This is a genomic window from Sphingomonas sp. AP4-R1, assembly GCF_013113735.1.
Lineage (GTDB): Bacteria > Pseudomonadota > Alphaproteobacteria > Sphingomonadales > Sphingomonadaceae > Sphingomonas_I.
Genome location: NZ_CP053346.1, coordinates 1,246,202 through 1,270,660 on the forward strand (window position 1 = coordinate 1,246,202; position 24,459 = coordinate 1,270,660).

The 24,459-nt window shown below is 67.1% G+C and carries 22 protein-coding genes; 15 read left to right on the top strand and 7 right to left on the bottom strand.

Translation table 11 applies throughout. The features are described 5' to 3' along the window. Positions 1-170: 170 nt before the first annotated feature. The 7 genes from flgE to HL653_RS06145 all read left to right on the top strand — a co-directional run bounded on the left by flgE (position 171) and on the right by HL653_RS06145 (position 8,810). A complete protein-coding gene (gene flgE, locus HL653_RS06115) occupies positions 171-1,469 on the top strand; it encodes a flagellar hook protein FlgE (RefSeq protein ID WP_171743735.1) in 1,299 nt (432 codons plus the stop codon). Between the two features lie 49 nt (positions 1,470-1,518). After that, the gene (gene flgK, locus HL653_RS06120) at positions 1,519-3,615 is read left to right on the top strand and encodes a flagellar hook-associated protein FlgK (RefSeq protein WP_171743736.1); all 2,097 of its coding nucleotides are present in this window, start codon (positions 1,519-1,521) and stop codon (positions 3,613-3,615) included. 11 nt (positions 3,616-3,626) lie between these two features. Further along, positions 3,627-4,535 carry a flagellin gene (locus HL653_RS06125; protein ID WP_253717604.1) on the top strand — a complete coding sequence of 303 codons (909 nt, stop codon included), beginning with the start codon at positions 3,627-3,629 and terminating at the stop codon, positions 4,533-4,535. A 133-nt stretch (positions 4,536-4,668) separates the two neighbouring features. Then, on the top strand, positions 4,669-6,096 hold the full coding sequence (locus tag HL653_RS06130) for an ATP-binding protein (RefSeq protein ID WP_171743737.1): 1,428 nt from the start codon (positions 4,669-4,671) through the stop codon (positions 6,094-6,096). Positions 6,097-6,408: 312 nt separating this feature from the next. After that, complete coding sequence (locus HL653_RS06135) at positions 6,409-7,260, top strand: flagellin (protein WP_171743738.1); 852 nt, start codon at positions 6,409-6,411, stop codon at positions 7,258-7,260. A gap of 359 nt (positions 7,261-7,619) precedes the next feature. Further along, positions 7,620-8,033: a hypothetical protein gene (locus HL653_RS06140; protein WP_171743739.1), complete on the top strand. Its 414-nt coding sequence runs from the start codon at positions 7,620-7,622 to the stop codon at positions 8,031-8,033. Between the two features lie 141 nt (positions 8,034-8,174). Then, entirely contained in the window at positions 8,175-8,810 is a 636-nt protein-coding gene (locus tag HL653_RS06145; RefSeq protein WP_253717607.1) for a response regulator transcription factor, read from the top strand. A 20-nt stretch (positions 8,811-8,830) separates the two neighbouring features. Here HL653_RS06145 and flgB read toward each other — a convergent pair whose 3' ends face one another. Both flgB and HL653_RS06155 read right to left on the bottom strand, forming a co-directional pair. Further along, positions 8,831-9,265 (bottom strand): flagellar basal body rod protein FlgB, encoded by a 435-nt coding sequence (flgB, locus tag HL653_RS06150; RefSeq protein ID WP_171743741.1) that lies wholly within the window; start codon positions 9,263-9,265, stop codon positions 8,831-8,833. Between the two features lie 8 nt (positions 9,266-9,273). Continuing rightward, on the bottom strand, positions 9,274-12,033 hold the full coding sequence (locus HL653_RS06155) for a hypothetical protein (protein WP_171743742.1): 2,760 nt from the start codon (positions 12,031-12,033) through the stop codon (positions 9,274-9,276). A gap of 96 nt (positions 12,034-12,129) precedes the next feature. On the opposite strand from HL653_RS06155, the gene HL653_RS06160 reads away from it, so the two are divergent. The 8 genes from HL653_RS06160 to HL653_RS06195 all read left to right on the top strand — a co-directional run bounded on the left by HL653_RS06160 (position 12,130) and on the right by HL653_RS06195 (position 20,814). After that, the gene (locus tag HL653_RS06160; protein ID WP_171743743.1) at positions 12,130-13,164 is read left to right on the top strand and encodes a flagellar motor switch protein FliG; all 1,035 of its coding nucleotides are present in this window, start codon (positions 12,130-12,132) and stop codon (positions 13,162-13,164) included. Between the two features lie 31 nt (positions 13,165-13,195). Continuing rightward, a complete protein-coding gene (locus tag HL653_RS06165; protein WP_171743744.1) occupies positions 13,196-13,897 on the top strand; it encodes a FliH/SctL family protein in 702 nt (233 codons plus the stop codon). A gap of 96 nt (positions 13,898-13,993) precedes the next feature. Continuing rightward, the gene (gene fliF / locus HL653_RS06170) at positions 13,994-15,547 is read left to right on the top strand and encodes a flagellar basal-body MS-ring/collar protein FliF (RefSeq protein ID WP_171746806.1); all 1,554 of its coding nucleotides are present in this window, start codon (positions 13,994-13,996) and stop codon (positions 15,545-15,547) included. After that, a complete protein-coding gene (gene fliN, locus HL653_RS06175; RefSeq protein ID WP_253717612.1) occupies positions 15,544-15,909 on the top strand; it encodes a flagellar motor switch protein FliN in 366 nt (121 codons plus the stop codon). Before fliF ends, fliN begins: the two co-directional genes overlap by 4 nt. Continuing rightward, the gene (locus tag HL653_RS24450) at positions 15,909-16,400 is read left to right on the top strand and encodes a helix-turn-helix domain-containing protein (protein WP_171743745.1); all 492 of its coding nucleotides are present in this window, start codon (positions 15,909-15,911) and stop codon (positions 16,398-16,400) included. The genes fliN and HL653_RS24450 overlap by 1 nt, the downstream gene beginning before the upstream one ends. Continuing rightward, positions 16,400-18,517 carry a flagellar biosynthesis protein FlhA gene (gene flhA, locus HL653_RS06185; RefSeq protein ID WP_171743746.1) on the top strand — a complete coding sequence of 706 codons (2,118 nt, stop codon included), beginning with the start codon at positions 16,400-16,402 and terminating at the stop codon, positions 18,515-18,517. The genes HL653_RS24450 and flhA overlap by 1 nt, the downstream gene beginning before the upstream one ends. A 214-nt stretch (positions 18,518-18,731) precedes the next feature. Continuing rightward, a complete protein-coding gene (locus HL653_RS06190) occupies positions 18,732-20,126 on the top strand; it encodes a flagellar hook-length control protein FliK (RefSeq protein ID WP_171743747.1) in 1,395 nt (464 codons plus the stop codon). Between the two features lie 10 nt (positions 20,127-20,136). Next, positions 20,137-20,814, top strand: a complete 678-nt coding sequence (locus tag HL653_RS06195) for a flagellar hook assembly protein FlgD (RefSeq protein WP_171743748.1) — start codon at positions 20,137-20,139, stop codon at positions 20,812-20,814. 201 nt (positions 20,815-21,015) lie between these two features. On the opposite strand, the gene HL653_RS06200 is transcribed toward HL653_RS06195, so the two are convergent. The 5 genes from HL653_RS06200 to HL653_RS06220 all read right to left on the bottom strand — a co-directional run bounded on the left by HL653_RS06200 (position 21,016) and on the right by HL653_RS06220 (position 24,343). Next, entirely contained in the window at positions 21,016-21,222 is a 207-nt protein-coding gene (locus HL653_RS06200; protein ID WP_171743749.1) for a hypothetical protein, read from the bottom strand. A 444-nt stretch (positions 21,223-21,666) separates the two neighbouring features. Then, positions 21,667-22,440, bottom strand: coding sequence for a flagellar basal body L-ring protein FlgH (gene flgH / locus HL653_RS06205; RefSeq protein WP_171743750.1), 774 nt, complete (start codon positions 22,438-22,440; stop codon positions 21,667-21,669). A 9-nt stretch (positions 22,441-22,449) separates the two neighbouring features. Next, a complete protein-coding gene (gene flgA / locus HL653_RS06210) occupies positions 22,450-22,764 on the bottom strand; it encodes a flagellar basal body P-ring formation chaperone FlgA (RefSeq protein ID WP_171743751.1) in 315 nt (104 codons plus the stop codon). Beyond that, entirely contained in the window at positions 22,761-23,546 is a 786-nt protein-coding gene (flgG, locus tag HL653_RS06215; RefSeq protein ID WP_171743752.1) for a flagellar basal-body rod protein FlgG, read from the bottom strand. The genes flgA and flgG overlap by 4 nt, the downstream gene beginning before the upstream one ends. Positions 23,547-23,599: 53 nt before the next feature. After that, complete coding sequence (locus HL653_RS06220) at positions 23,600-24,343, bottom strand: flagellar hook-basal body complex protein (protein ID WP_171743753.1); 744 nt, start codon at positions 24,341-24,343, stop codon at positions 23,600-23,602. Positions 24,344-24,459: the final 116 nt, after the last annotated feature.

Below are 24,459 nucleotides of genomic sequence, written 5' to 3' on the forward strand. Positions count from 1 at the left end.
CCGTCCTTCCGCATGACCGTGCGAGCCTCATTATAGAGGGGGCGGCAGCCTCTTCGGGCGGCTAGGCAAGTTATTCCTATATTTGGTGCCTCATCCTTCGATCCTATAATGATCCCGAAGGCGGAAGGTCGCGGTGGCGGCTTCGCCCGGATCCTTCGTGGGAGATTAAGATGAGCCTCTACTCCGCCCTTTATGCCGGCGTTTCGGGCCTCAGCGCCCAGGCCGCCGCGATGGCGACCGTTGCGGACAACATCACCAACGTGAACACGGTGGGCTACAAGGGCGTGGCCGCCGAATTCAGCACGCTCGTCACCGATGGCCGGCTGAAGTCCAGCTATTCGGCGGGTGGCGTGAATGCCGCGCCGCAGGCGCTGATCTCAAAGCAGGGGCTGCTGCAGGCCGCCGCGCAGAGCACGGACATCGGCATCGAGGGCGCGGGCTTCTTCGTCGTCCGCACCTCCGCCGATGACGATCAGGTCGCCTATACGCGCGCCGGCTCGTTCCGGCCGGATGCGAACGGCTATCTGAAGAATGCGGCGGGCTATTATCTGCAGGGTTGGCCGGTCGATGCGAACGGCAATTATGTGAACAATGGCGATATCGGCTCGCTCCAGTCGATCAAGACGAACGCGCTGACCGGCACCGCCGCGCCGACCACCGCCGTCACGCTGCGCGCCAATCTGCAGTCGACGCAGGATCCGATCGCGGGTCCCTATGTGGCGGGCAACATGGCCAGCGGCACCGTCACGCCGCAATTCTCGCGCCCGATCACCGTCTATGATGCGCAGGGCGGCGCGCACCAGCTGACCTTCGGTTTCGTGAAGACCGCCGCCAACACCTGGCAGGCCGAAATCTACGCCCAGCCCGCCAGCGACGTGACGGCGGCGGGCGGCCTGCTCGCCAGCGGCACCGTGGCGTTCAATCCGGATGGATCGCTGGATCTGGCCGGATCCAGCCCCGCGCTCTTCGCCAATCTCACCCCCGGCTGGACCAACGGTGCGGGATCGAGCCCCATTTCGCTCGCGATGGGCTCGCAGGACGGGCTCGACGGCCTCACCCAGTCCGGCCAGCCCTCGGCGCTGTTGAACTCGTCGGTCAATGGCGGCCTGCTCGGCACGGTCGCCTCGGTGGAGATTTCGGACAGCGGCCGTGTGACCGCCGTGTTCGAGGATGGCACGACGCGCGACATCTATCAGCTGCCGCTCGCTACCTTCCAGAATCCGGACGGCCTTACCCGCCTGAGCGGCAATGCCTATGTCGGCTCGGGCCTGTCCGGCACGGTCGCGATCAACGAGCCGGGCACGCTTGGCTCGGGCTCGATCTCCAGCAATGCGCTGGAAGCGTCGAACGTCGATCTGGCGCAGGAATTCAGCAACATGATCCGCTTCCAGCGCGCCTACAGCGCCTCGTCCAAGATCATCACCACGGTGGACGAGATGCTGCAGGAAGTCAGCAATCTGAAGCGCTGATCCCGGCCTTCCTCGCGAACGCAGCCCCGGCCAACGAAGGACCACGCCCGTGTCTTTGAACGAGATCCTCAGCACGGCCCTCACCGGCCTGTCCGCCTCGCAGGCCGGGCTGCGTTCGGTTTCGAACAACATCGCCAATGTGAACACGCCCGGTTACGCCCGCGAGATCGCCACGCAGAGTACGGCGGTCACGGCCGGGCGGATCGGCGGCGTCGCGGTGGGGGAGCCCACGCGCGTCGCGGATCGCTTCCTCGAAGGCACCGTCTATTCCCGCGCCGGGGAGGCGGGGCGGAGCGACGTGTCGCTGTCTTATTATGATCAGCTGCAGGCCTTGCTCGGCAAGCCGGGCGACACGTTCGGCCTGCCGGCGCGGCTGAATGCGATCATGGCCTCTGCCGCCGAGATGACGGGCTCCGCCGATGCCACCTCGGCCACGGCGACGTTCCTCGGCAATGCCCAGGATGCGATCACCTCGCTCCACCAGACCGCCGATTCCATCGCCGCGATGCGCGCCGATATCGACACGGGCATCAGCAACACTGTCGGCCGCATCAACGATCTGCTCAAGCAGATCGACGGGCTGAACGACGATGTCGCGCGCCTTTCCGCCTTCGGCAAGAGCACGAGCGGCGTCGACGATCAGCGGCTGACCGCGCTGCAGGAGCTGAGCGGCCTGATGAGCGTCACCGTCCGCCAGCAGACGGATGGGCGCGTCACGATCGAGACGACCTCGGGCCAGGTGCTGCTCGACCAGCGCCTGCGCCAGCTGGACTATCCGAAGGGCAATGGCAGCGCGACCACGCTTTACTCGGACATCACGATCCGTTTCGCCAATGCGGATGGCACGCCGGGGGCGGCGACCGGCGACACGATCGCGTCGTCGGCGGTGGGCGGCAAGCTCGGCGGGCTGATCGACATGCGCGACAAGGTTCTGCCGCAGGCGACCAGCGATCTGAACGCGCTGTTCACAGGGCTGGCGCAGACGCTCAACGCGGTGTCGAATGCGGGCGCGCAACTGCCGGCGCCGGCCAGCCTGCAGGGGCGCAACACCGGCCTCGTCGCGACCGACCGGCTGGGCTTCACCGGCAAGGCCACGTTCGCGGTGGTGAAGGCGGACGGCACGCTGGTGGCCAAGGCCAATGTCGATTTCGACACGCTCGGGCCGACGGCGACCGTGCAGGATGCGGTCGATGCGATCAACGCCGGGCTGGGGGGCGCGGGCACCGCGAGCTTCGCGAACGGCGCGCTCACGATCATCGCCACCGACGCCACCAACGGCATCGCCACCGGCCAGGATCCCACCACGCCCAGCAGCCGCAGCGGTATCGGTTTCGCCCAGTATTTCGGGCTGAACGATGTCGTGAAGAGCGGCTCGGGCTCGCTCGTCCCCTCGGGCTTCACCGCCGCCGATCCACACGGCTTCGGCACGGGCGAGACGGCGAACATCCTGCTGCGCGATGCCAATGGCAAGGTGCTGGGCAGCTATGCCGTCACCGGCAGCGTCGGCCCGACGGTGGGCGACATCATCACCGAGCTGAATGCCAGCCCGCTCTCCGCCCATGGCAGCTTCTCGCTCGACGGGCTCGGCCGCATCCGCTTCCAGCCGAACACGGCCTCGCAGGGCGCCACGCTCTCCGTCTCCTCGGATTCCACCAACAGGCTGGGTACGGGGCTGACCTTTTCGGAATGGTCCGGTCTTTCGCTCACCAGCAGCGGGCTGGATACGGCGGCGGTCTCGTCCGCCTTGCTCGCCAAGCCCGAGGGTTTTCCGCTCGCCTTGCTGGATACGAATGCGGCGCCGGGCGCGAAGGCGATCGGCCCCGGCGACAAGCGCGGCGCGACCGCCCTGGTCAACGCGCTCAGCAGTCCGATCGATCTGGGCAGGGACGGCGTCACCACGCTCGATGCCTTCTCCAACGCCCTGTTCGGCCGCATCGGCACGGAGTCCGCGCGCGCCAAGACCGCACAGGCGGGGGCCGAGGCGCGGATGACGGATGCCGTGGCCCGCCGCGACAATTTCTCGGGCGTGAACGTGGAGGAGGAACTCTCCCAGATGGTCGTGCTGCAGAACAGCTATTCGGCCGCCGCCCGCGTCGTGACCACCGCGTCCGACATGTACGATACCCTGATCAAGATGATCGGCTGAGGGAGACTGTCATGACCAGAATCGCCACCGTGCCCATGCAGACTCTGATGCAGAGTGCGATGCTGCGGACGCAGCGGAGCCTGGCCGACGCGCAGGAGCAGCTCAGCACCACCAAGAAGGTGCAGAGCTATGCCGATCTCGGGACGGATTCGGGGCGCGTCCTGTCGGCGCGATCGATGCTCGCGCAATATGACGCGCAATCGCGCGTCGCCAGCCGCGTGGATACGACCCTGTCTTTCTATCAGTCGCGGCTGGGGCAGGTCGACACGACGGTGAGCGCGCTGCGCAAGACGCTGCTCGACGTGATCGGCACGGGCAACGCCTCCGATCTGGTGGGCGAGGCGAGCGCGGCCTTCGATCAGTTCAAGGCGGCGATGAACGCGGCCGATGGCGGCAAGTATCTGTTCGCCGGCGGCCAGACCGGCGCGGCCCCGCTCGTGCCGCAGACGCTGGCCGATACGGTCGGCCTCGATCGCGACGCGGCCTTCACGAACGACCAGACCCGCCTCTCCGCGCGGATCGCGCCGGGGGAGGATATGAGCTTCGGCATCGTCGCCTCCGATTTCGGCAAGAATTTCGTCGCCGCCTTCCGCACGCTGGCGGAGATGGGGCCGGTCGGCGAGCGGCCCACCCAGGCGCAGATCGACGCGATGACGCAGGCGGTCAGCCAGATGGACGCGGGCCTTGCCGATCTGCGCGTCGCGGACGCGGGCAATGGCCGCGCCCAGAATCGCGTGGACGATATGGTCAAGCGTGCCGACGATCGCACGCTGCTGCTGACGAGCGCGGTGGGCGATGTCGAGGATGCCGACATGGGGCAGGTCGCGATCGACATCTCGCTCCGGAAGACGCTGCTGGAATCCTCCTATTCGGCCTTCGCGCAGATCAACGGCCTGTCGCTGGCCAATTATCTGCGCTGATGGCGGGGCCGATCCGGCGGCCGGCGCGCCGGATCGGTATTTGTAGGACAAGATGGTAAGAATTTCTTAACTCATTGCCTCATAGCGGACAGTCTGTTTTCAGGATTATCCATCCTATGTGGTGCGCTCATCCATGAATGTAACGAGCCCGAGGCGCTTCGCGCTGCTGCTGGGGTTCCTGGCGCTGTGCATCCTGAGCCTCGGGCTGTTCGGAATGACGGCGTTCGAGCGCCATGCCCATAACGACATAGAGGCGGCGCTGCGGACGCAGCAGACGCTGGCGGCGCTGCTCGCGCGGCAGCGTTCGGCCGAGGCGGGGCGGCGCGGCTATCTGCTGACCGAGGAGCCGGCGCTGCTCGCCACGATGTTCGACGCTCGGGACGGCGTGGGCCAGGATCTCGCCGTCCTGGAGCAGGATTTTGCCGACGATCCCGTCAGCCTCGCCGCGATCCGGCGCGTGCGCTCTTTGTCCGTCGCGCACGATGCCTTGCTCGCGCGGATTCTGGAGCGGCGGCGCGCCGGCCAGCCTGTGCCGGCCTCGGCCATGGACCACCCGAAGCGGCTGACCGACGAGATGCGCGCCATCATTGTCGCGCGGACGGCGGCGCAGGAAAGGCAACTGGCAGCGCAGGCCGGAAAGCTCGAGCGGCGGTCGCGCGGTCTCTCTGTCGCGCTGTTCCTCGTCAATCTCTGGATCGTCGGCCTGTTCATCTTCGTCTTCCGCGACATGCAGCAGCGGCTGGCGGAGGCGATCGGCATGCAGAACGCCCTGAAATCGGCCAATGAAGGAATACGGACCGAGGCGAATCGTCGGCAGGAGCTGGAGGCGCGGCTGCATCATCTCCAGAAGATGGAGGCGATCGGACATCTCAGCGACGTGATCGCGCACGATTTCAAGAATATGATCGGGGCGGTCGTGATGTCGCTCGAAAATGCCAGGGCGCGGCTGAGCCCCGGCGAGATCGGTGTGCAGGACGATCTCGATCTCGCGCTGACCGGCACGTCGCGCGCGACCGATCTCGCCAACCGCCTGATGACGCTGAGCCGCAAGCAGGCGCTCCGGTCCGAACCCACCAGCATCAACGCCGCGATCATCGGGATTTCGGATCTGCTTTATCGCACGATCGGCCGGGATCGGCCGGTCGATGTCGTGCTGGGTGAGGATCTGCCGCTGGTGATGGTCGATCGCGAGCAGCTGGAAACCGCGATCATCAATCTGTGCCTGAATGCGCGCGATGCCATGCCCAGGAGCGGTCACATCACCATCGCCACGCGCCGCGTGACGCTGCACGACGCCTGGACGCCGCGCTATCCCGAGGCGACGCCCGGCGATTATGTCGCGCTGCTCGTCAGCGATACGGGCGGCGGGATGAGCCCCGATGTCGTCGCGCGCGCCTTCGATCCCTTCTATTCCACCAAGAGCGATGCGGACGGGCTCGGCCTCAGCCAGGTCCACGGCTTCGTCAGCCAGTCGGGCGGCCATATCGCGATCTTCAGCGCCGAAGGGCGCGGCACGACGATGAAGATCATCCTGCCCGCGCTGCCGGAGAGCGCGGGATAGTGCGCGCTCATCCTCCCCCGCCAGGGGGAGGTGTCAGGCTTTAGCCTGACGGAAGGACCGGAAGCGGGATGCTCGCCGACCTCTCCCTCCGTCGCCTTCGGCGCCACCTCCCCTTGGCGGGGGAGGATAAGAGAAGGGGGCACGCCTGCGTGGGCGGGTCGGAAACCACCCATCCTATAAAAATCCGCCCGATCATTTGGGCGGCCTCGCATTCCTTCCCAGAATGAGGGGCGGACCATCCGATCCGCCGCGGGCCAGCGCTTCTGGCCCATGGTCGAAGAAATCGGCCGTTCCATCCAAGAAGGATTCATCATGGCACTTTCGATCAATACCAATGTCGGCGCGATGGCCGCTCTGCAGAACCTGACGGCGACGAACAACGCCCTCAACGTCAGCCAGAGCCACATCAACACAGGCCTCAAGGTCGGTTCGACCAAGGACGACTCGGCGGCCTACGGCATCGCGCAGAAGCTGCGCGGCGACCTTGGCGGCCTGACGGCCGTCGGCAATTCGCTGAGCCGCGCCAAGAGCGTTCTGGACGTCGCCGTGACCGGCGCCGAGCAGATCTCCGACATCGTCAACATCATGTCGTCGAAGGCCAAGGAAGCCGCCGACGCCATCGACCAGACGAGCCGCGACGCGATCAACCGCGACTTCACCGCTTATCGTGACCAGATCGGCACGATCGTGAAGTCCTCGGACTTCAACGGCACGAACCTGCTGAAGAATGCCGGCGGCTCGCTCACCGCGCTGCTGACCATCCAGGACGGTGACACGGCCTCGACGACCTGGGATCCGGATTCGCTGACCGTCGACAACCAGGACTTCAGCTATGGTGGCGCGGTCATCACCGTGGCCGAAACCGGCGTGATCGACACGCAGGCGGCGGCGCAGGCGATGGTCGACACGCTCGACGCGACGAAGACGGCGCTGGCCACCAGCGTCAGCACGCTCGGCTCGGCCTCGCGCCGCATCGACGCGCAGATCACGTTCAACAGCAAGCTGACCGACGTGATCACGTCCGGCATCGGCAACCTGGTCGACGCCGACATGGCCAAGGAATCCGCGCAGCTGCAGGCCCTCCAGGTCAAGCAGCAGCTCGGCGTCCAGGCGCTGTCGATCGCCAACCAGTCGCCGCAGACGATCCTGTCGCTCTTCCGTTAAGGTCGATCGGCATCGCCGTCCTCTCCTTGGGAACGGCGTCGGGAGGGCCGGGGCGAGCGATCGCCCCGGCCCTTTCGGTATGGGATCCGCCCACGGCGAACGGGCACGGCGCGGGCCGGAGTGTCCCTCCGGTAAGGGGAAGCCCTTAGTTGGAGACTCGGGGGGAAGCCGCCACAGTGCCATCGGGGTGGGAATGGAGGGGAGGGGTGCGGCACGTCATCGGCCGCGTCATCCATTCGTGAAGTCCTGATCGCGGAGCCGGCGGCACGTTCGCCGGTCGTTCGCGTGAAGGGCTTCGTTCGCGTCCCGCGTAAATCGCAAGAACCTGTGCCTGCCATAGCCAGCAAGACGAGGTTTCGATGAGTTTCATGATCGCGCCTAATCGGGATATGGGTATCGAGATCGGCGACATCGCCGGGCTGCACGATATTCGCATCACGCTGACCGTCCAGAACCACGAAGCCTTGTGGGATGCGGCCTCGGCCAAGCTGAACAGCGTGGGTCTCACGGATGAGGACATTGCCGATTGTATCGGCACGCGCGCCGATATCTCGCTCGGCGATTGCCTGACGACGTTGGTCATGCCGCTGGCATTGCCGGGCTGCGCGTTGACGGACGTTTCGGTCCGCGCGCTGGTGCCCGATCTGGATCGCCTGCTGATGGCCGCGACCGAGGCCTTCCGCCTCTCCGAGGAGGCGAGTCTTCCGGCGTGCGCGGATATGCCGATCGATCGCGCATCCGCCATCGCCCCGGTGTCGCGCCATATCATGTGATAAATCGGCCGCGTTGTAACGTTATGGTTACGAAATCGCGGGAAGATCGGCCCGTTCCGGACCGTGTGGACTGTCCTGTCCGGGACGAGTGGGCCCCGTATGATATCGAACCAGCTCGACCGTGACACCATCGCGTCCGGCATGATCTATCTCGTCGACGACGAGGCCGCGATGATGCGCGGGCTGGAGATCAGCCTGTCGCGGGTGACGGCCGCCGGCATCCGCACCTTCCCTTCGGGCGATGCCTTTCTGGATGCGCTGCCGGATCTGGCGGGGGGCTGCGTGCTGCTGGATCTCGATATGCCGGGCGCATCGGGGCTGGATGTGCTGCGCGCGAGCCAGGATCGCCTGCAGGATCTGGCCTTCGTCATTCTCAGCGGACAGGGGCTGATCGCGTCCGCGGTGGAGGCATTGAAGCTCGGCGCGATCGACTATCTCGAAAAGCCGTGCCCGCTCGATCGGCTCGACACGGTCGTGACGCGCGCGCTGGCGCATATCGAGGTGGAGGCCGGCCGTGGCCGCGCGCGGGAGGAAGCGCGCGCGCTGGTGGCCAGCCTGTCCCCGCGCGAGCATGATGTGTTGCAGGGCCTGATCGAGGGCAAGCCGCACAAGGTCATCGCGCACGATCTGCAGCTCAGCTTCCGCACGATCGAAATCTATCGGCACAAATTGATGAAGAAGCTCGGCGTCCGCAGCCTGTCCGACGCGCTCGGCATCGCCTTCAAGGCCGGCCTGCGCGATCAGGGTAACTGGGGTGGCGAACTGGCGCGGTCCTGATGGCGGGCCGCTGAAGCGCGTCAGCCGCTTCGCCCCAGCGCGCTTTCGATCAGGCCCATCTGCTTGCGATAGAGATTGGTGAGCGCCGAGAAATCGGTCTGGATCTGGCCCATCTTCAACAGCTGATCCTCCAGCCCGACATTGTTGCCGTCGGGCTTGGTCTCGCTCGTGTCCTTGTCGTCGATCACGCGCGGATCGCGCGGGCGGGAGGCGCCCAGCGCCACCATCGCATCGCTGATCGCGACGAGCGGCCGATGGACATGCGCGGCCCGGCCGCGCGCCTGCTGCTGGCTGGCGAGCAGGGCCGAGAAATCCGCCGGCGCCACGTCGCGCGCCTTGTAATGCGGCGTCTCGCTGTTCGCGATATTCTCGGCGACCACGCGCTGGCGCTGGTCGAGCTGGTGCATCGATCGCGCGATCGCGTCCAGCAGCGGCGGGGTGGGGGAGAGGGCCATGGCGCGGCTCAGGCCGTGAGCCGCAGCAGGGCGGCCTGATAATTGGCGATCTGCGCCTGCATGTAGGCGTTGGGCGTGGCCGAGGAGAAACCCGTCGAGCCGTTGACCAGATTTTCCTTGGTCGTATCCCAATACAGCGATCGATAGGCGGTCTGCACGATCGACACCGCATTCTTGATCGCGGTGAGCGCGAGGCCCGCACCCGCCTTCGTCCCCAGCGTCAGCGTGTCCGAAAGCCCGAGGCCGAAGCTGCCGCCGGGGCTCACGATTGGCGCGTTGGTCGCGCGGATCGGTGCGGCATAGAGGCGCATCGGATCGAGCCCGAGCTTGGACAGCGCATCCTTGCCGTCCGGGCCGGCCAGCATGTTCAGCGAATGGCCGCTCTGCAGGCTGATCTTCAGCGTGGTCTTGCCGTCCACGGTCGGCGTGGTGACGGTGGCCGTCTTGCCGAGCAATTTCTGGATGCGCGAGGAGAGCGTCGCCATCGTGTCGGTCGCGCCGATCGTGACGGTCACGGGCTTGGCCCCGTCCAGCTCGATCTGGAAGCTGTCGCCCACGTTGAGACCCGTCTGCGAGACGAGCAACGTGGAGTCGACGGCGGCCAGGCTCCCGCGATGGAGGCCCAGCGCGCCCAGCACGTCGCCGCCGCCGCTCGCCGCCGCGATCTGCACCGCTTCGGCGCGTTGGGAGGCGCGGCCGAATTGCGAGACGCTTTCCACCGTGCCGGTGCCCGCGCCGATCCGCGCGACGAACCCGTCGACACTGCCGCGCAGCGGCGCGCCCAGAGCGCCGGCCGTGCGCCCGCCCACGTAAAGCGCGCCATTCAGATAGGCGACGCTGTCCGCCTGATCCTCCGCGCCCGTGCCGAGATAGGTGGTGGTGGCGGAGCTGAGCCCGCTGTCGATCTGGGTGACGAAGCCGTCGCGGCCGCCGCTGATCGCATTGGCCTGCGTGCCGCTGACGGCGCTGGTGGTGGCGCCGACGACGGCGATCGCGCCCGTATCGGACACGGCGATCGCGCGCGCCTCGACCGTGCCGAGCGAGAGGCTGCCGAGATCGGTGGAGAGCGCGCCGCCATCGAGGCGGCGCAGCGTGGAGACGCCGCTCTCCTGCGTCAGCGCCAGCAATGCGCCGCTGCCGTCGATCGCGAGTGCCGTCACCGTGCCGCTGCCCGGCGCCGCGATCGAGCGCCGCTCCTGCAGCCTGCCGCTCGCATCCAGCCGCGCGACGAAGGCGTCGCCGCCATTGGTGGCGGATTGGCCGCCGACATAGATCGCGCCGGCCGCATCGATCGTGACCGCCGTGGCCTTGTCGTCGCCCAGCGCCGGAATGGCGGTGAGGAAGTTCTGGTCGCCGGCGGCGGTGAAGCGCGCGACGAGCATGTCGCTGTCCACGCCCGGCGAATTGTCATGCGGGCCCTTGATCGTGCCCGCGACGACGACATTGCCGGACTCATCGATGCTGATCGCGGCGCCCTGCGCCTCGCCCGCCACGCCCAGCGTGCGCTGCCAGACGATATTGCCCGCGCTGTCGAACTTGGAGAGGAACAGATCGTCCCCGCCATCGGACAGGTTCGATCCCAGATCGCCGGCGGTGGTGCCGACCACGTAGGTATAGCCCTGCGTGTCGGTGGCGATGGCGCGCACGTCCATCGCCGCATTCACGGTCGGGTCGATCGTGGGGAGTGTGACGCCGGCGGGGACGGGCGGCTTGGGGGCGGCCGCCGCTGCGGCCTGGGCCTGCGCGGTCGCGGTGCGATCGATCGCGCCGACCGTGTTGAGCGACGTGGGCTGGGAAAGGCCCGTCGCCGGATCCACGATGCGCCCGACCCCCATCAGCGTGGAGGCGTTGAGCGTGGTCTGCCCGCCCACCACCATCAGCGCGTCGGGCGCGGCGACCTGATCGATCACGACCTGCTCGGATCCGGAAACCTCGTAAGACAGGCCCCATTGGTCGCCGGTCTTGGTCACCGTGAACTTGGTCTGCCAGCGCGGGATCACATTGCCATTGGAATCCAGGATCGGATCGCCGTTCGCGTCGACCGACGGGATCGAGGTCAACGCGGCGTTGAACGCGGCCGCCATGCCATCCAGCGTGGGCGGCTGGGGAATGGTCGAGAGATCGACCGTGAGCGTATCGGACAGGTTGAACTTGTTGAGCTTGAGCGTGAATACCTCGCTGCCCGTCAGCCCCGGAATCGTGGCGTCGCGCGCGGAGACGACGGGCTTGGCGGCGACCGGCCCGGTGGTGGTCGTGGGTTTCACGCCGATCGTCTGCGCGCTGCGCGTCGCTTCGCCAAAGGCGAGGTTCAGCGCATCGACCTGCGCCGTCGAGAGATAGGATTGGATGTCGGCCAGACCCTTCTGGAAGCTCTTTTCCAGCGTGGCCCGCTCGGTGGCGGTTATGGTGCTCTTGCCGGCGGCGTCCGCCAGCACCTGCAGGCGATCCAGCGCCTTGTAGATCACGAACGCGTTCTGCACGTCGACAGCCTTGCCGGTGTCGGTGATGCCCTTCGGATCGATGATCGAGGCCATCTTCTTGATCGCCGCGAGCTGCGAGGAGTCCGCCGCGACCGCGCCTTTCTCCTGCCAGGGCGCGGTGATGACGGGCGTGTCGAAGGCGGCTTTCGCCGCGCGCACGGCCGCGGTCTCGATCGTCGTCCCGTCCGCGCCCACCGATCCGCCCGCATAAAGCTGGCTGAGATAATCGGTGGTGCCGGTCAGGATGCTGAGCCCGATCATCTGGCCGTACAAATTTGTCATCGCCATGGTCTCCGACAGCCGCCGCGCAGCTTCTTTTCCTATAAGATAGAAGGAAGCGCCCGCGTGCAGGCGGGCCTGATCCGAATAATTTGGGGAATGTGCATGGGCATGATGGCACCGATCGCAGAGCCTGCTGAATTGAAACGATATTCCGGCCTGCAGCGCGCCGCCACCCTGATGCTCGCTCTGGGCCAGGAGCATGGCGCGCCGATCTGGGAATTGCTGTCCATGGAGGAAATAAAGGAATTATCCTCCTGTATTTCTTACCTCGGCCGTGTGCCCGCCGCCGTGGTCGAGCATCTTCTCCTGCTCTTCTCGTCCGAAGTCTCCAGCATGGCGACGCTGCATGGCTCGTTCGACAGCGCGGAACGGCTGCTGGTCGGCGTGCTGCCGCCCGATCGCGTGCGCGAGATCATGGAGGATATTCGCGGCCCGTCCGGCCGGACGATGTGGGACAAGCTCTCCAACGTCAGCGAGACCGTCCTCGCCGGCTATCTGAAGAACGAATATCCGCAGACGATCGCCGTGATCCTGCAGAAGCTGCGCGCCGATCATGCCGCGCGCGTGCTTTCGGAGCTGCCCGGCGATCTCGGCACCGACGTGATCATGCGCATGCTGCGGATGGATACCGTGCAGAAGGACGTGATCCAGGAGGTGGAGCAGACGCTGAAGAGCGAGTTCATGGGCAATCTCGCCCGCTCGCAGCGGCGCGATCCGCACGAGGCGATCGCGGAAGTGTTCAACGCGCTGGACCGCACCACCGAGGAGCAGATGCTGGCCGCGCTCGACGATCGCGCGCCGGAATCGGCCGATCGCATCCGCGCCCTGATGTTCACCTTCGAGGATCTCGGCAAGCTGCTGCCCGCCGCCGTCCAGGTCGTGGTGCGCAATTCGAACAAGCGCGAGCTGGCCTTGGCGCTCAAGGGCGCGCCGGACGACATCAAGCAATTGTTCCTGGGCGCGATGAGCCAGCGCGCGGGCAAGCTGATGCAGGACGATATGGCCGCGATGGGCCCGGTGCGCGCGCGCGATTGCGAGGAAGCGCAGGCCAATCTGGTGCGCCTCACCAAGAATCTCGGCGATCGCGGCGAGATCCTGCTCGTCGATTCCAAGAGCGACGATGCGATGATCTATTGATCAGTCGCCATCGCAGAACAGGAAAAGACAGATGGAAATCAAGCCTTTCGGGTTCAGTCGTTCGTTCGAGATCCCGGGTTCGCAGGTCGCGGCCGAGCTGGGCGAAGATCTGCTGGCGGAGATGACGACGCTGCGTGCCACGATCGTGCAGATGCGCGCGCGCCACGGCGAGGCGCTGCTGGAGGCGCGGCGCGAAGGCTTCGAAGTCGGCCGCACCCATGCCAGCGGCGAACAGTCGGGAGCGTTGCTCGCCGCGACCGACGCGCTGCACGCCGCGCTGGACAATGTGGACCTGCGCCTGTCCGATCAGATCCGCGCCATCCATCGCGACGCTGTGGATCTCGCGCTGGCGGCCGCCGCGACCCTCGCCGGCCATGCGATCGATTTCGCGCCCGGCCGCGCGGTGGACGAGGCGCTGGATCGCGCGCTGGAGCAGGTGGAGCGGGGCACCGGCCTCGTCATCCGGGTCCATCCGAAGCTGACGGAGGTGATGGAGGAAAGGCTCGCCACGCGCATCGCGCGCGAACGGCGCAAGCTCAACCTCACCCTGATGGCGGATGAGACGATCCAGCCGGGCGACGGGCAGATCAGCTGGAAGGAAGGCGCGCTCGGCGTGGACGCGGCGGCGCGGCGCGCGGCGCTGGTGGCCGAGCTGGCACCGCTGCTGGATCCCGCCGCACCCGGCACAAAAGAATCGGACACGGCAAATATTGCCGATCAAATCATCCTATAATGGGATGAATGAAGGCAGCGGCCTTCGATGCAATCCAAGGGGCCGGCCTTGAAGGAATTACGCACTCTCGCGGCGCAGCTCGGGCCTCGCCGGCTGATGATCATGGGCGGCGTCGTGCTGGCCCTGCTCATCGGCATCGCGGCGCTGGCGATGCGCGGATCCTCCTCCGAAATGGGGTATCTCTATACGGATCTCGATCCGTCGGCCGCCCAGGCGATCACGGAGAAGCTGAAGACGCAGGGCGTCCCCTTCCAGCTGTCGGCGGACGGCACGGCGGTGATGGCGCCGGTCGATCGGATGCCGGAACTCCGCATGAGTCTGGCGTCCGAACGGCTGGGCGGCAAGATCGGCTATGAGGTGCTGGATAGCGAGGAGGCGTTCGGCGTCTCCTCGTCCCGCGCCAAGATCAACGAGACGCGCGCGATCGAGGGCGAACTCTCCAAATCGATCGAGAGCCTCGACCGGATCAGCAAGGCCCGCGTCCATATCGTGATGCCGGAGCGGGAAATCTTTGCCGCCGAGCCCCGCAAGGCCAGCGCCGCCGTTACGGTGAAGACCAACGGTCGCCTGCCCAAGGAGGCGGTGCAGTCGATCCGCTACCTCGTCGCCTCCTCCGTGCCCGAGCTGTCGCCCGCCGCCGTCTCGGTGGTCGATCAGACGGGCGCGCTGCTGGCGCGGGCCGGCGAGGAGGGAAGCGGGGCGAGCGGCGATCTCGACGATCAGCAGACCGCGATCGAGGGGCGCCTGCGCAGCCAGCTGGAATCGATGATCGAGCCGATCGTGGGCGCGGGCAAGGTGCGCGCCGAAATCGCCGTCTCGCTGGATCGGGATCAGACACGCGAGGAAGCCGATGTGTTCGATCCCGATACGCAGGTGATCGCGCATCAGGTGACGGTCGACTCCAACGATCAGAACCAGGCCAACAATGCCGGCTCCGAAGGCGTCACCGTCGGCGCGCAGCTGCCCGATGCGAACGGCCCGATCACCGGCACCGGCGGCGAAAGCCAGCGCTCGGCGCGCAACGAATCCTCGGAGGAAACCAGCTTCCAGAACAGCCACAAGCAGACGGTCAGCGTCCGTGCGCCGGGCAAGATCAATCGCCTGTCGGTGGCGGTGATGGTCGATGGCGGGCCGCAGGGCCTGCCCCCGGCACAGGTGCAGCGCCTGACCCGGCTAGTGGAAAATGCGGTCGGCTTCGATGCGGAGCGTGGCGACAGCGTGGTGGTCGAGAGCATGGCCTTCTCCGCGCCGCCGGCGGACGGCTTCGGTGGCAATCTGCCCTTCGGCCTGACGGGCGGCCAACTGCTCGATTTCCTGAAGTGGGTGGTGCTGGCCGGTGGCCTGATCGGTGGCGCGGTGGTGTTGCGCCGCCGCCTGAAGCCCGACGCTGCCGCCGCGCCGGTCGCGCTCACGGCCGACGCGGAGGCGCTGCTCGCGCTGCCCGACGGCAGCGCGCCGGCGGACGCCGCCGCCGCCCAACTGGAGGATCAGACCGATCACGCGACCACGATGGAACTGCTCGATCAGGAGATCGCGCTGGCCCAGGTCGATGGCCGCATCCGTCTCTCCGCGCTGCGTCGCATCGGTGACGCGATTTCGAAGAGCCCGGCCGAATCGGCCTCGGTCATTCGCCAATGGATGAACGCTTGAAGGACGCCCTGATCATGGACACGCATTCCACGCCTCATCCCCTTCCGCTTCCTTCGGCCGAACTGCGCGACGATGCCGGCATGGCCGCCGCGCCGGAGCCTGCGGCCTCCACCACGGCACCGGGCGATCTGCAGCCGGTGATGGACATTCCCGTCCGGATGCGGGCCATCCTCGGCCGCGCGCGGATGGATCTGAACCAGCTGCTCCGCCTGAAGGCGGGCGAGGTGGTGGAGCTGGATCGCCGCGCGGGCGAGCCGGTCGATATCTTCGTCAACAATCGCTTCATCGCGCGCGGCGAAGTGGTGCTGATCGACAATGATCTGGGCGTCACGCTGACGGAAATCGTCCGGCAGGATCGTTGATGCGCGAGCCGCCTTATCCTTTCGCCGTGTCGGAGGACGACGCGGCCGAGCGCCTGCTGCTGATCGGCTATCGCCATCATGTGCTGGAGGTCGCCTTCGATGTGGCGCGCAAGAATGCCGCCACCCTTTCGGTGCGCGCTTTCAGTCGCGAGATGCTCGCTGCTCTGGCGGAGGGTGAAGGCGATCTGCTGGGGATCGAAATGCATTTCGGCCGCGTCGCCGAAAGCCTGCCGCAGGCCGCGCCTCCGCCCACGGACGGCCTGATGCCCGCCGTCGACACGCTCGTCGGCCGCAACCTCGCCGATGTGGAGCAGGCGTTGATCCTCACCACGCTCACGCATTGCAACGGCAACCGCACGTCGGCCGCCGCCATGCTCGGCATCTCGGTGCGGACGATGCGCAACAAGCTGCGCGCCTTCCTGGATGACGGCGTTGCCGTCACCCCCGCCGGGCCATGTGCCGGCGGCCCCTTCTTTTCCGGACCGCACTGATGCCCCCGATCCTCGACATGCTGGTGCGGCGCGTGGGATCGGGCCGCGATCTCGCGCTCGCCACGGGCATCATCGCCATCATCGCGATGCTCATCCTGCCGATGCCCGGTTGGCTGCTGGATTTCGGTCTGGCCTTGTCGATCACGGTCTCGGTGCTGATCCTGATGACGGCGCTCTTCATCGAAAAGCCGCTCCAGCTTTCCAGTTTCCCCACGATCCTGCTGATCGTCACGATGCTGCGGCTGGGCCTGAACCTCGCCTCCACGCGCCTGATCCTGGGGCATGGGCATGAGGGGCATCAGTCGGCGGGCGGGGTGATCGGCGCGTTCGGCGAATTCCTGATGGGCGGCGAGACGATCATCGGCCTCACGATGTTCCTGATTCTCGTGGTCATCAATTTCGTCGTGATCACGAAGGGCGCGAGCCGCATCGCGGAGGTGGGCGCGCGCTTCAGCCTGGATTCGATGCCCGGCAAGCAGATGGCGATCGATGCCGATCTGTCGTCGGGCATGATCTCGGAAGCGGACGCGCGCCTGCGCCGGGATGAGCTGGAGGCGGAGAGCGGCTTCTACGGCGCGATGGATGGTGCCTCCAAATTCGTGAAGGGCGATGCGATCGCCAGCCTCGTCATCACGGGCATCAACATCCTCGTCGGCCTCACGATCGGCGTGCTGATCCACGGCCTGCCCTTCGGCGATGCCTTCCGCAGCTATACCGTGCTCACGGCGGGCGAAGGGCTCGTCAGCCAGATCCCGGCGCTGATCGTCTCGATCGCGGCGGGCCTGCTCGTCTCCAAGGGCAGCGTGAAGGGCAAGACCGGCGCGGCCCTGGTCGATCAGCTCGGCCGCTATCCCAAGGCGTTCGGCATGGTCGCGGCGCTGATGGCCGGCCTCGCGCTCATGCCGGGCTTGCCGCTTTTGCCCTTCGCCTGCTTCGCCGGCCTCGCCGGCTGGGCCGCCTGGCACATGATGCGCAAGGAGGAGGGGCGCGTCGCCGAGGAGTGCGTGCAGGCGATGCTGCAGGAGCGCGAGGCGAACAATGTGGAGGAGCCGATCGCGCGCACGCTCGCGATCGACGCGGTCCGCATCGAGCTGGGCTATGCGCTGCTGCCGCTCATCAACGACAGCAATGCCGAGCCCCGTCTGGACGATCAGGTGCGCGCGCTGCGCCGCCAGATGGCGACCGATTACGGCTTCGTGCTGCCCTCGGTCCGTATCCTCGACAATATGGCGCTGGGACCGAACGACTATATCATCTTCATCAAGGAGACGGAGGCGGCGCGCGGCCAGATCCGCATCGACAAATTGCTCGTCATCAATCCCGACGGCGCGGACATCGGCCTGCCGGGCGAACCGACGCACGAGCCCGTCTTCAACCTGCCCGCCATCTGGATCGATCGCGGCATGCGCGACGAGGCGGGGCTGCGCGGCCTCACCACTGTCAACAGCGGCACCGTCATCACCACGCACCTGACCGAGATCGTGAAGAGCAACCTGCCGGATCTGCTCTCCTATGCGGAGACGCAGAAACTGCTGATGGACGTCCACAAGGACTCCGAGCGGCTGGTGGCGGATATCGTGCCCGCCAAGATCTCGATTTCGGGCGTGCAGCGTCTGCTGCAGAACCTCCTGTCGGAAGAGGTCTCGATCCGCGACATTCCCTCGATCCTCGAAGGGATTGCGGAGGCGGTGGCCTTCACCAACAATATCGGGCTGATGACGGAGCATGTGCGCGGCCGCCTCGCACGCCAGATTTCCGCGCAGCATATGCGCGACGGCGCGATCCCGATCCTCACGCTCGGGCCTTTGTGGGACGAGCGTTTCCATGCCGACATCATCGGCGAGGGTGATGATCGCCACCTCGCCATGGCGCCCACCTATCTCCAGGAATTCATCACGGCGCTGCGCGACAGCCACGATCGGCTGGCCGCGCAGGGCGAGATGCCCTGTTTGCTGACGAGCCCCGCCATCCGCCCCTTCGTCCGCTCGGTGGTGGAGCGCGTGCGGCCCAGCACGGTCGTCCTCTCGCAGAACGAGATCCACGCGCGTGCCCGCATCCGCACGCTGGGCACCCTGGGCGGCGTGCTGGCCCCGGAAATGGACGCGATCGCCGCGTAAGGGCGATCGACAGGGTGCGATCCGCCTCGACCAGTACATTCGTCATTGCGAGCGCAGCGAAGCAATCCAGTCCCGAACGCGACGGGCCGGATTGCTTCGCTGCGCTCGCAACGACGATGCCGGAAGATCGCGGCGGGCAGGGGGCATCAAAACACGCCGCGCGGATTTTCATCCTATAATGGAATGTAAGTTCTCAGCAGAAGGGGTCGGGCTTTTGCCGCTTGCCACGATCAGCGCACCGTCTTCCTCGCGCGCCGCCGCCGCGCTCGCGGCCGGGGGCCATGCTCCCGCGGGCACTGCCCAGCCCGGAGCCTCCGCCCCGGCACAGGGCTTTGCCGATCTGGTCGATGTCGTCGTGGCCGAGCCGGTGGTGACGGCCGGCGGGCCGGCCGGCGGGGCGGTCGTGCCCGATCTGGCGACCGCACCGATTCCCGCACCCGCCAGCAATGAGCCGCGCGCCAGCCTGCCCGTCCCTTTGCCTGTCACCCCGCAGGCCCTGCCCTCCGGCGCCGTGCTGGCCGATGCCATGACATCGGAGGCGGCGATCGCGCCGCCCGAACTGCCGCCACAGCCGGCCGCCGCGTCCAAGCCGACCCCGGAGACGCCCGCGCCCGCAGAACCCGTCCGACCCATCGAGGTCCGCACGGTCGCGGATGCGCAGAGTCCGGCCATCCCGGTCTTGGTGGTCGACGCCGCGGCGACGCCGCTCACTCCCAAGCTCAAGGCCTCCGCCGATCCCATCGCCAAGGACGGCGACGAAGCGGGCGGCAAGGATACGGGCTCGGCGCTCGCGCTCGCCACGCCGCTTGCGGATCCGGCCCCGCTCGTGCCACCCGCTGCTGCCGCCACGCCCCAGCCGCAGGTCGCGCCCGTAGCGGTGCAGGTCGCGGCGGCCATCCCGTCGCAGCCGGCCGAGGAATTCGCAGCCTCCGCGCCGCAGGTCGATCCGTCCCAGCCGCTCGCCGGCGATACCGCGCCGGCCGCGTCCCACGCGGGGCTCCGCACCACCGCGCTGGCGGAGATTCCGACCCCGGTTTCCGCCGACGCCGACGGCCTCACCGCGCCATTGTTCAGCCAGGCGCTCGGCCAGCAGGTGCAGCCCGGCCCGATTCTCGCGGGCATGGCCTACGCGCCCGGCAAGGCCGCTCCCGCCTCCGCCATGGTCCGCGCGCGCGCCGGCCAGATGGGGCGCGACATGGGCGCGGTCATCTCGCGTCACGTGGTCGAGGGGCGCGATCAGGTGACGGTGCGCCTCACGCCGCCCGAAATGGGCCGCGTCGATGTCCGCCTGTCGTTCGATCATGCGAAGGGCCTGCGCGCGATCGTCGCCACCGAAAGCCCGGCGGCGATGGACCTGCTCCGCCGCGACATGGGCGATCTGAACCGCGCGCTGGCCGATGCCGGCATCCGCACCGATGCGGATTCGTTCCGCTTTGACAGCCGTTCGTCGGGCGGCGGTTTCGCCCAGCCCGATCATTCGCGCCAGAACCCGCAGGGCCAGTCCTCCGCGCCGTTCCGCACCGCGCGCGGAGACCTTTCCGCCGATCCCTCCGCCGAGCGCGCCTGGCGCCCGCTCCGCGCGAGCGGCGGCATCGACATGATCGCTTGAGGAGCCTTCCATGACCGACGTCAGCAGCACCAGCGGCACGCAGAATAACGCCGCCACCCAGTCGACTACGAACCAGAGCCTGATCAATCCGGATTTCAACATGTTCCTGTCGCTGCTCACCACGCAGCTGCAGAATCAGGATCCGCTCGATCCGATGGATACGGCGCAATATACGCAGCAGCTCGTCCAGTTCTCGCAGGTCGAGCAGTCGATCCAGCAGTCGGGCACGCTGAAGGACATCCTCGCCAAGCTCTCGACGCAGGATATGACGCAGGCGGCCTCGTTCATCGGCCGCGAGGTGCGCTTCGACACGCCCGTCGCGGGGCTCGGGGAGGGGCCGGCCACCTGGTCCTACACGCTGGAATCCAAGCCCGCCTCGCTCACCGCCACGGTGAAGGATGCGTCCGGCAAGATCGTGCACACCGAAACGCTGACGCCCACCGAAGCCGCGCGCTTCAGCTGGGACGGCAAGCTTGCGGACGGGAGCAAGGCGGCCGAGGGCGTCTATACGCTGTCGCTCGATGCGAAGGACGCGTCGGGCACGGCCGTCGCCTCGGTGATCAACTCGATCGGCACGGTGAAGGATGTGGTGTCGACCGACGGCACGAACGTGATGCTCGGCGTCAACGGCGCCCGCTTCCCGCTGGCCAGCCTGGTGGCGATCTCGTCCGTCGACAGCGCGGAATGATCGGCGGCCCGTATCGCTGATCGGCGAAGGCCGGGGCGGGGAAGGCCCCGGCCTCCGCCGTGCCTTAGCCCTCTCCCGCTTTCGCGGGAGAGGGCTAAGAAAACGTCCGCTATGGGTGGAAAGCGGTCATGAGGCCATCGAAGAAGCGCGGTGAGTAGCAGAGGCCGGAGTTGCTGAAGCTCTACTAGTGCCATTTCCTGATCAGCCGCGAATCAGGCCGAGCAAAAGTAAGATGGCCCCGATCACTGCGGCGGCGGTCCATCCGCGAATATAAAGGCGAAACGCCTTCGGATGCTCTTCCCGGCTCTTCGGCTCAAACGGCCAATTCGCGGGTATGGCGTCTGTCGCTATTCCTGTGATGAGGGAGAAAGCAGCAGCGGCAAGAACCAGACCTCCTAGCAACATCATCGCAACTTTCCCGTCCCGACCTCATCTGGCCTTACAACGAGACGCGAGGGGCAGCCATCAAGATCGGATTGGCGCAACCAGAACGTCCGCTTATGGGGCGAAAGCCGCTGTTGGTTATCCCGTCATCCCGGACTTGATCCGGGATCCCGCTCTTCTTCTATCCGGCGCTCAAGGAAGCGGGACCCCGGACCAAGTCCGGGGTGACGAGGTTTGGAGCGAAAGCCGACGTTGGTGGGCTACCCCCGTCCGCTGCTCTTGTAGAACCGTCTTCCCTCTGCACCATACCTCGCCGATCAGGCCGTGCCTCGCGCGCTGGCGCGTAGAGGTGCGACTTTCGTGTGACTTTCGGGCGGACCCGGCCCTGCCGCCCACGCCCGCCCCATGAAAAAGCCGGCCACCTCTCCCGAGGCGACCGGCCCTTTCCTCACCCCATGCCCCAACCGATCAGAACGGCATCACCGCCTCGTAGACCTGCTGGCCCCAGCGCGGCTGCTGCATGTCGGTGATCTGGCCGCGGCCGCCATAGCTGATGCGCGCGTCGGCGATCTGGCTGTTGCGGATGCTGTTGTCGCGGGCGATGTCCTGCGGGCGGACGATGCCGGAGATCAGCATCTCGCGCAGTTCGTAATTCACGCGCACCTCCTGCCGCCCCCGGATCACGAGATTGCCGTTGGGCAGCACGTCGACGACGATCGCGGCGACGGTGGTGTTGATCTGTTCGCTGCGCGACGTGTTGCCCGCGCCCGTCGAATTGGAGTTGGAATTGGCGTCCACCAGCTTGGCCGGATCGGGCGTGCCGGGCAGGATCTTGGGGATCTTGCTCTCCAGGCCGAACAGGCCGGGTATGCCCATCTTCTCCGCCCCGCTGCGCGAACGGGTCGAGCTGTTGTCGAGCACGGCATTGTCGGCGATGTTGATCCGCACGGTCAGGATATCGCCCACGCTGGCGGCGCGCTGATCGTGGAGGAAGGCGCCGGCGCCGATCCGGAACAGCGAGGTGCCGCCGGGCGTGACGGGCGGGGCCGCACCCATCGCATAGCGCCCGGCCGAGGATTTCTCGCCCAGCGACGGCTGCACCATCGGCGAGGTTGCGGGCTCGCTCGCCGTCATCTTCGGCGCCTTGCCCACGGCGGACAGGCGCCCCACCGCGCCGCAGCCGCCGAGCGTGGCGGACAGAGCGGTGATCGCGAGCAAGGCAGGCAGGGTCCTGGCGGTCATGCGAAGCTCCTATTCGGTCAGGATTTTGACGCGGGCCGGGCCCTCGACCACGGCCTGCAGCGTGCGGCGGGTGGCGTCGTTGGTGACGCGCACCCGATCGCCCATGGCTCCGTCCGACAGCGCCTTGCCGTGCGCGGTGATCAGCAGCGCGCCGGAGCGCACCGCGATCACGATCGCGTCGCCGCGCTTCACCAGCGGCGTCGGCCGCTCGGTGGCGCGGGTGGCCGCCGAGATGACGGGCGGCGGTGCGGTCGGCGCGGGGACGATGCCTCCCGCCGGGGCCGCCTGCAGCAGGCCGGTGAGGAGGATCGAGAGGCGGTTCATTTCAGCTGCGTGCTGGTGGCCAGCATCTCGTCCGACGCCTTCACGACGCGGCTGTTCATCTCATAGGCGCGCTGGGCGCTGATGAGCGAGGTGATCTCGGACACCGGATTGACGTTCGAGGCCTCGAGGAAATTCTGGTTGAGCGATCCGAAGCCGGGCTGGCCGGGCGCCGCCACGGTGGGCGTGCCGGAGGCGGGCGTTTCCATCAGCAGGTTCGATCCGATCGCCTCCAGCCCCGCTTCGTTGACGAAGGTGGCCAGCTCGATCTGGCCGACATCCTGCAGATCGGTCTGGTCGGCCATCTTCACCTGCACCTGGCCGGTCTTGGATACGATCACATCCACGGCGCCCTGCGGGATCGTGATGTTCGGCTGCACCAGATAGCCGTCGTTGGTCACCAGCTCTCCCTGGTCGGAGAGCTGGAAGGATCCGGCGCGCGTATAAGCGGTGTCGCCGTTCGGCAGCGTGATCTGGAAATAGCCCTCGCCGTTGATCGCCATGTCATAGCGATTGCCGGTGTTGGTGAGCGCGCCCTGTTCGGCGATGCGATAGATGCCGGCGGTCTTCACGCCGGCACCCAGCTGGATGCCCGAGGGCACGCGCGTGCCGTCCAGGCTGGTGGAGGCGCCGGGGCGCGACACCTGCTGGTAGAGCAGGTCCTGGAATTCCGCACGCTGCCGCTTGAAGGCGGTCGTGTTCATGTTGGCGATGTTGTTCGAGATGACGTCGACATTGGTCTGCTGGGCCAGCATGCCCGTGGCCGCGATGGAGAGAGAGCGCATGATCGTGCCTTTCACCGAGAAGAAGAGGAGGGCTTGGAAGGTCGCGCCGCCGATCAGTTGTTGATCTTGCTGAGGCGGCTGATGGCGGAGGAGCGCATCGCATTGATGCTGGAGGACATTTCCATGCTGCTCTGGTAGGAGCGCAGGATCTCCACCATCGATGTCGTCTCCACGATCGGCTCGACGTTGGAGGCTTCGACGCCCCCCGTCTTCAGCCGCGTCGCGGTGGCCGGGAGCAGGGTGCCGCCAGCGCCCGTCATCACGCCGTCGCCGCGCGCCGAGACGCGCAGCTCGTCGAACTGGAACACGCCGATGCGGCCGATCGGGCCGGTGCGGGTGGAGACGGTGCCGTCCGATGCGATGGCGAGGCTCGCCAACTCCTCGCGCGGCACGTTGATCTTGCGACCGTCCTCGCCCAGCAGCAATTGCCCGCCGGAGACGGCGAGATCGCCCGTATCCAGCACCTTCACGAACCCTGCGCGCGTATAGCCGGTCGTGCCGTCCGCGCCCTGGATCGAGAGATAGCCGGGCCCGTCGATCATGATGTCGAGCGGATTGCCGGTCGGCTGGAAGCTGCCGGGGCGGCTGTCGTGCACGGCGCCATAATCCAGCACGAAGCTGGTGCGCTTCGCATCGTCGATCGGGGCCGCATTCGTCTTCTCCACATATTCGTGGAACAGCGCCTGCTCGCGCTTGAAGCCCACCGTGTTGGTGTTCGCCATATTGTTGGCGGCCACGTCGAGCTGGCGCCGCAGCGCCTGCTCGTGGCTGAGCAGCACAAAGGATGACACATCCATTCCCATCCGCGCCTCCCGGGCTCCTGCAGCAATTAAGTGGGCGTCGTGCCGCACGCGGCCGTTCCATCCTATAATAGGATAGAATTCAGGGTGGCGGCTGCGGGCACCGGCTTTTC

Bases quoted from the DNA above. Each gene is read 5' to 3' on its own strand.
- flgE (WP_171743735.1), top strand. From the start codon at position 171: ATGAGCCTCTACTCCGCCCTTTATGCCGGCGTTTCGGGCCTCAGCGCC.
- HL653_RS06125 (WP_253717604.1), top strand. From the start codon at position 3,627: ATGACCAGAATCGCCACCGTGCCCATGCAGACTCTGATGCAGAGTGCG.
- HL653_RS06130 (WP_171743737.1), top strand. From the start codon at position 4,669: ATGAATGTAACGAGCCCGAGGCGCTTCGCGCTGCTGCTGGGGTTCCTG.
- HL653_RS06135 (WP_171743738.1), top strand. From the start codon at position 6,409: ATGGCACTTTCGATCAATACCAATGTCGGCGCGATGGCCGCTCTGCAG.
- HL653_RS06140 (WP_171743739.1), top strand. From the start codon at position 7,620: ATGAGTTTCATGATCGCGCCTAATCGGGATATGGGTATCGAGATCGGC.
- HL653_RS06145 (WP_253717607.1), top strand. From the start codon at position 8,175: ATGATCTATCTCGTCGACGACGAGGCCGCGATGATGCGCGGGCTGGAG.
- flgB (WP_171743741.1), bottom strand. From the start codon at position 9,265: ATGGCCCTCTCCCCCACCCCGCCGCTGCTGGACGCGATCGCGCGATCG.
- HL653_RS06155 (WP_171743742.1), bottom strand. From the start codon at position 12,033: ATGGCGATGACAAATTTGTACGGCCAGATGATCGGGCTCAGCATCCTG.
- HL653_RS06160 (WP_171743743.1), top strand. From the start codon at position 12,130: ATGGGCATGATGGCACCGATCGCAGAGCCTGCTGAATTGAAACGATAT.
- HL653_RS06165 (WP_171743744.1), top strand. From the start codon at position 13,196: ATGGAAATCAAGCCTTTCGGGTTCAGTCGTTCGTTCGAGATCCCGGGT.
- fliF (WP_171746806.1), top strand. From the start codon at position 13,994: ATGATCATGGGCGGCGTCGTGCTGGCCCTGCTCATCGGCATCGCGGCG.
- HL653_RS24450 (WP_171743745.1), top strand. From the start codon at position 15,909: ATGCGCGAGCCGCCTTATCCTTTCGCCGTGTCGGAGGACGACGCGGCC.
- flhA (WP_171743746.1), top strand. From the start codon at position 16,400: ATGCCCCCGATCCTCGACATGCTGGTGCGGCGCGTGGGATCGGGCCGC.
- HL653_RS06195 (WP_171743748.1), top strand. From the start codon at position 20,137: ATGACCGACGTCAGCAGCACCAGCGGCACGCAGAATAACGCCGCCACC.
- HL653_RS06200 (WP_171743749.1), bottom strand. From the start codon at position 21,222: ATGATGTTGCTAGGAGGTCTGGTTCTTGCCGCTGCTGCTTTCTCCCTC.
- flgH (WP_171743750.1), bottom strand. From the start codon at position 22,440: ATGACCGCCAGGACCCTGCCTGCCTTGCTCGCGATCACCGCTCTGTCC.
- flgA (WP_171743751.1), bottom strand. From the start codon at position 22,764: ATGAACCGCCTCTCGATCCTCCTCACCGGCCTGCTGCAGGCGGCCCCG.
- flgG (WP_171743752.1), bottom strand. From the start codon at position 23,546: ATGCGCTCTCTCTCCATCGCGGCCACGGGCATGCTGGCCCAGCAGACC.
- HL653_RS06220 (WP_171743753.1), bottom strand. From the start codon at position 24,343: ATGGATGTGTCATCCTTTGTGCTGCTCAGCCACGAGCAGGCGCTGCGG.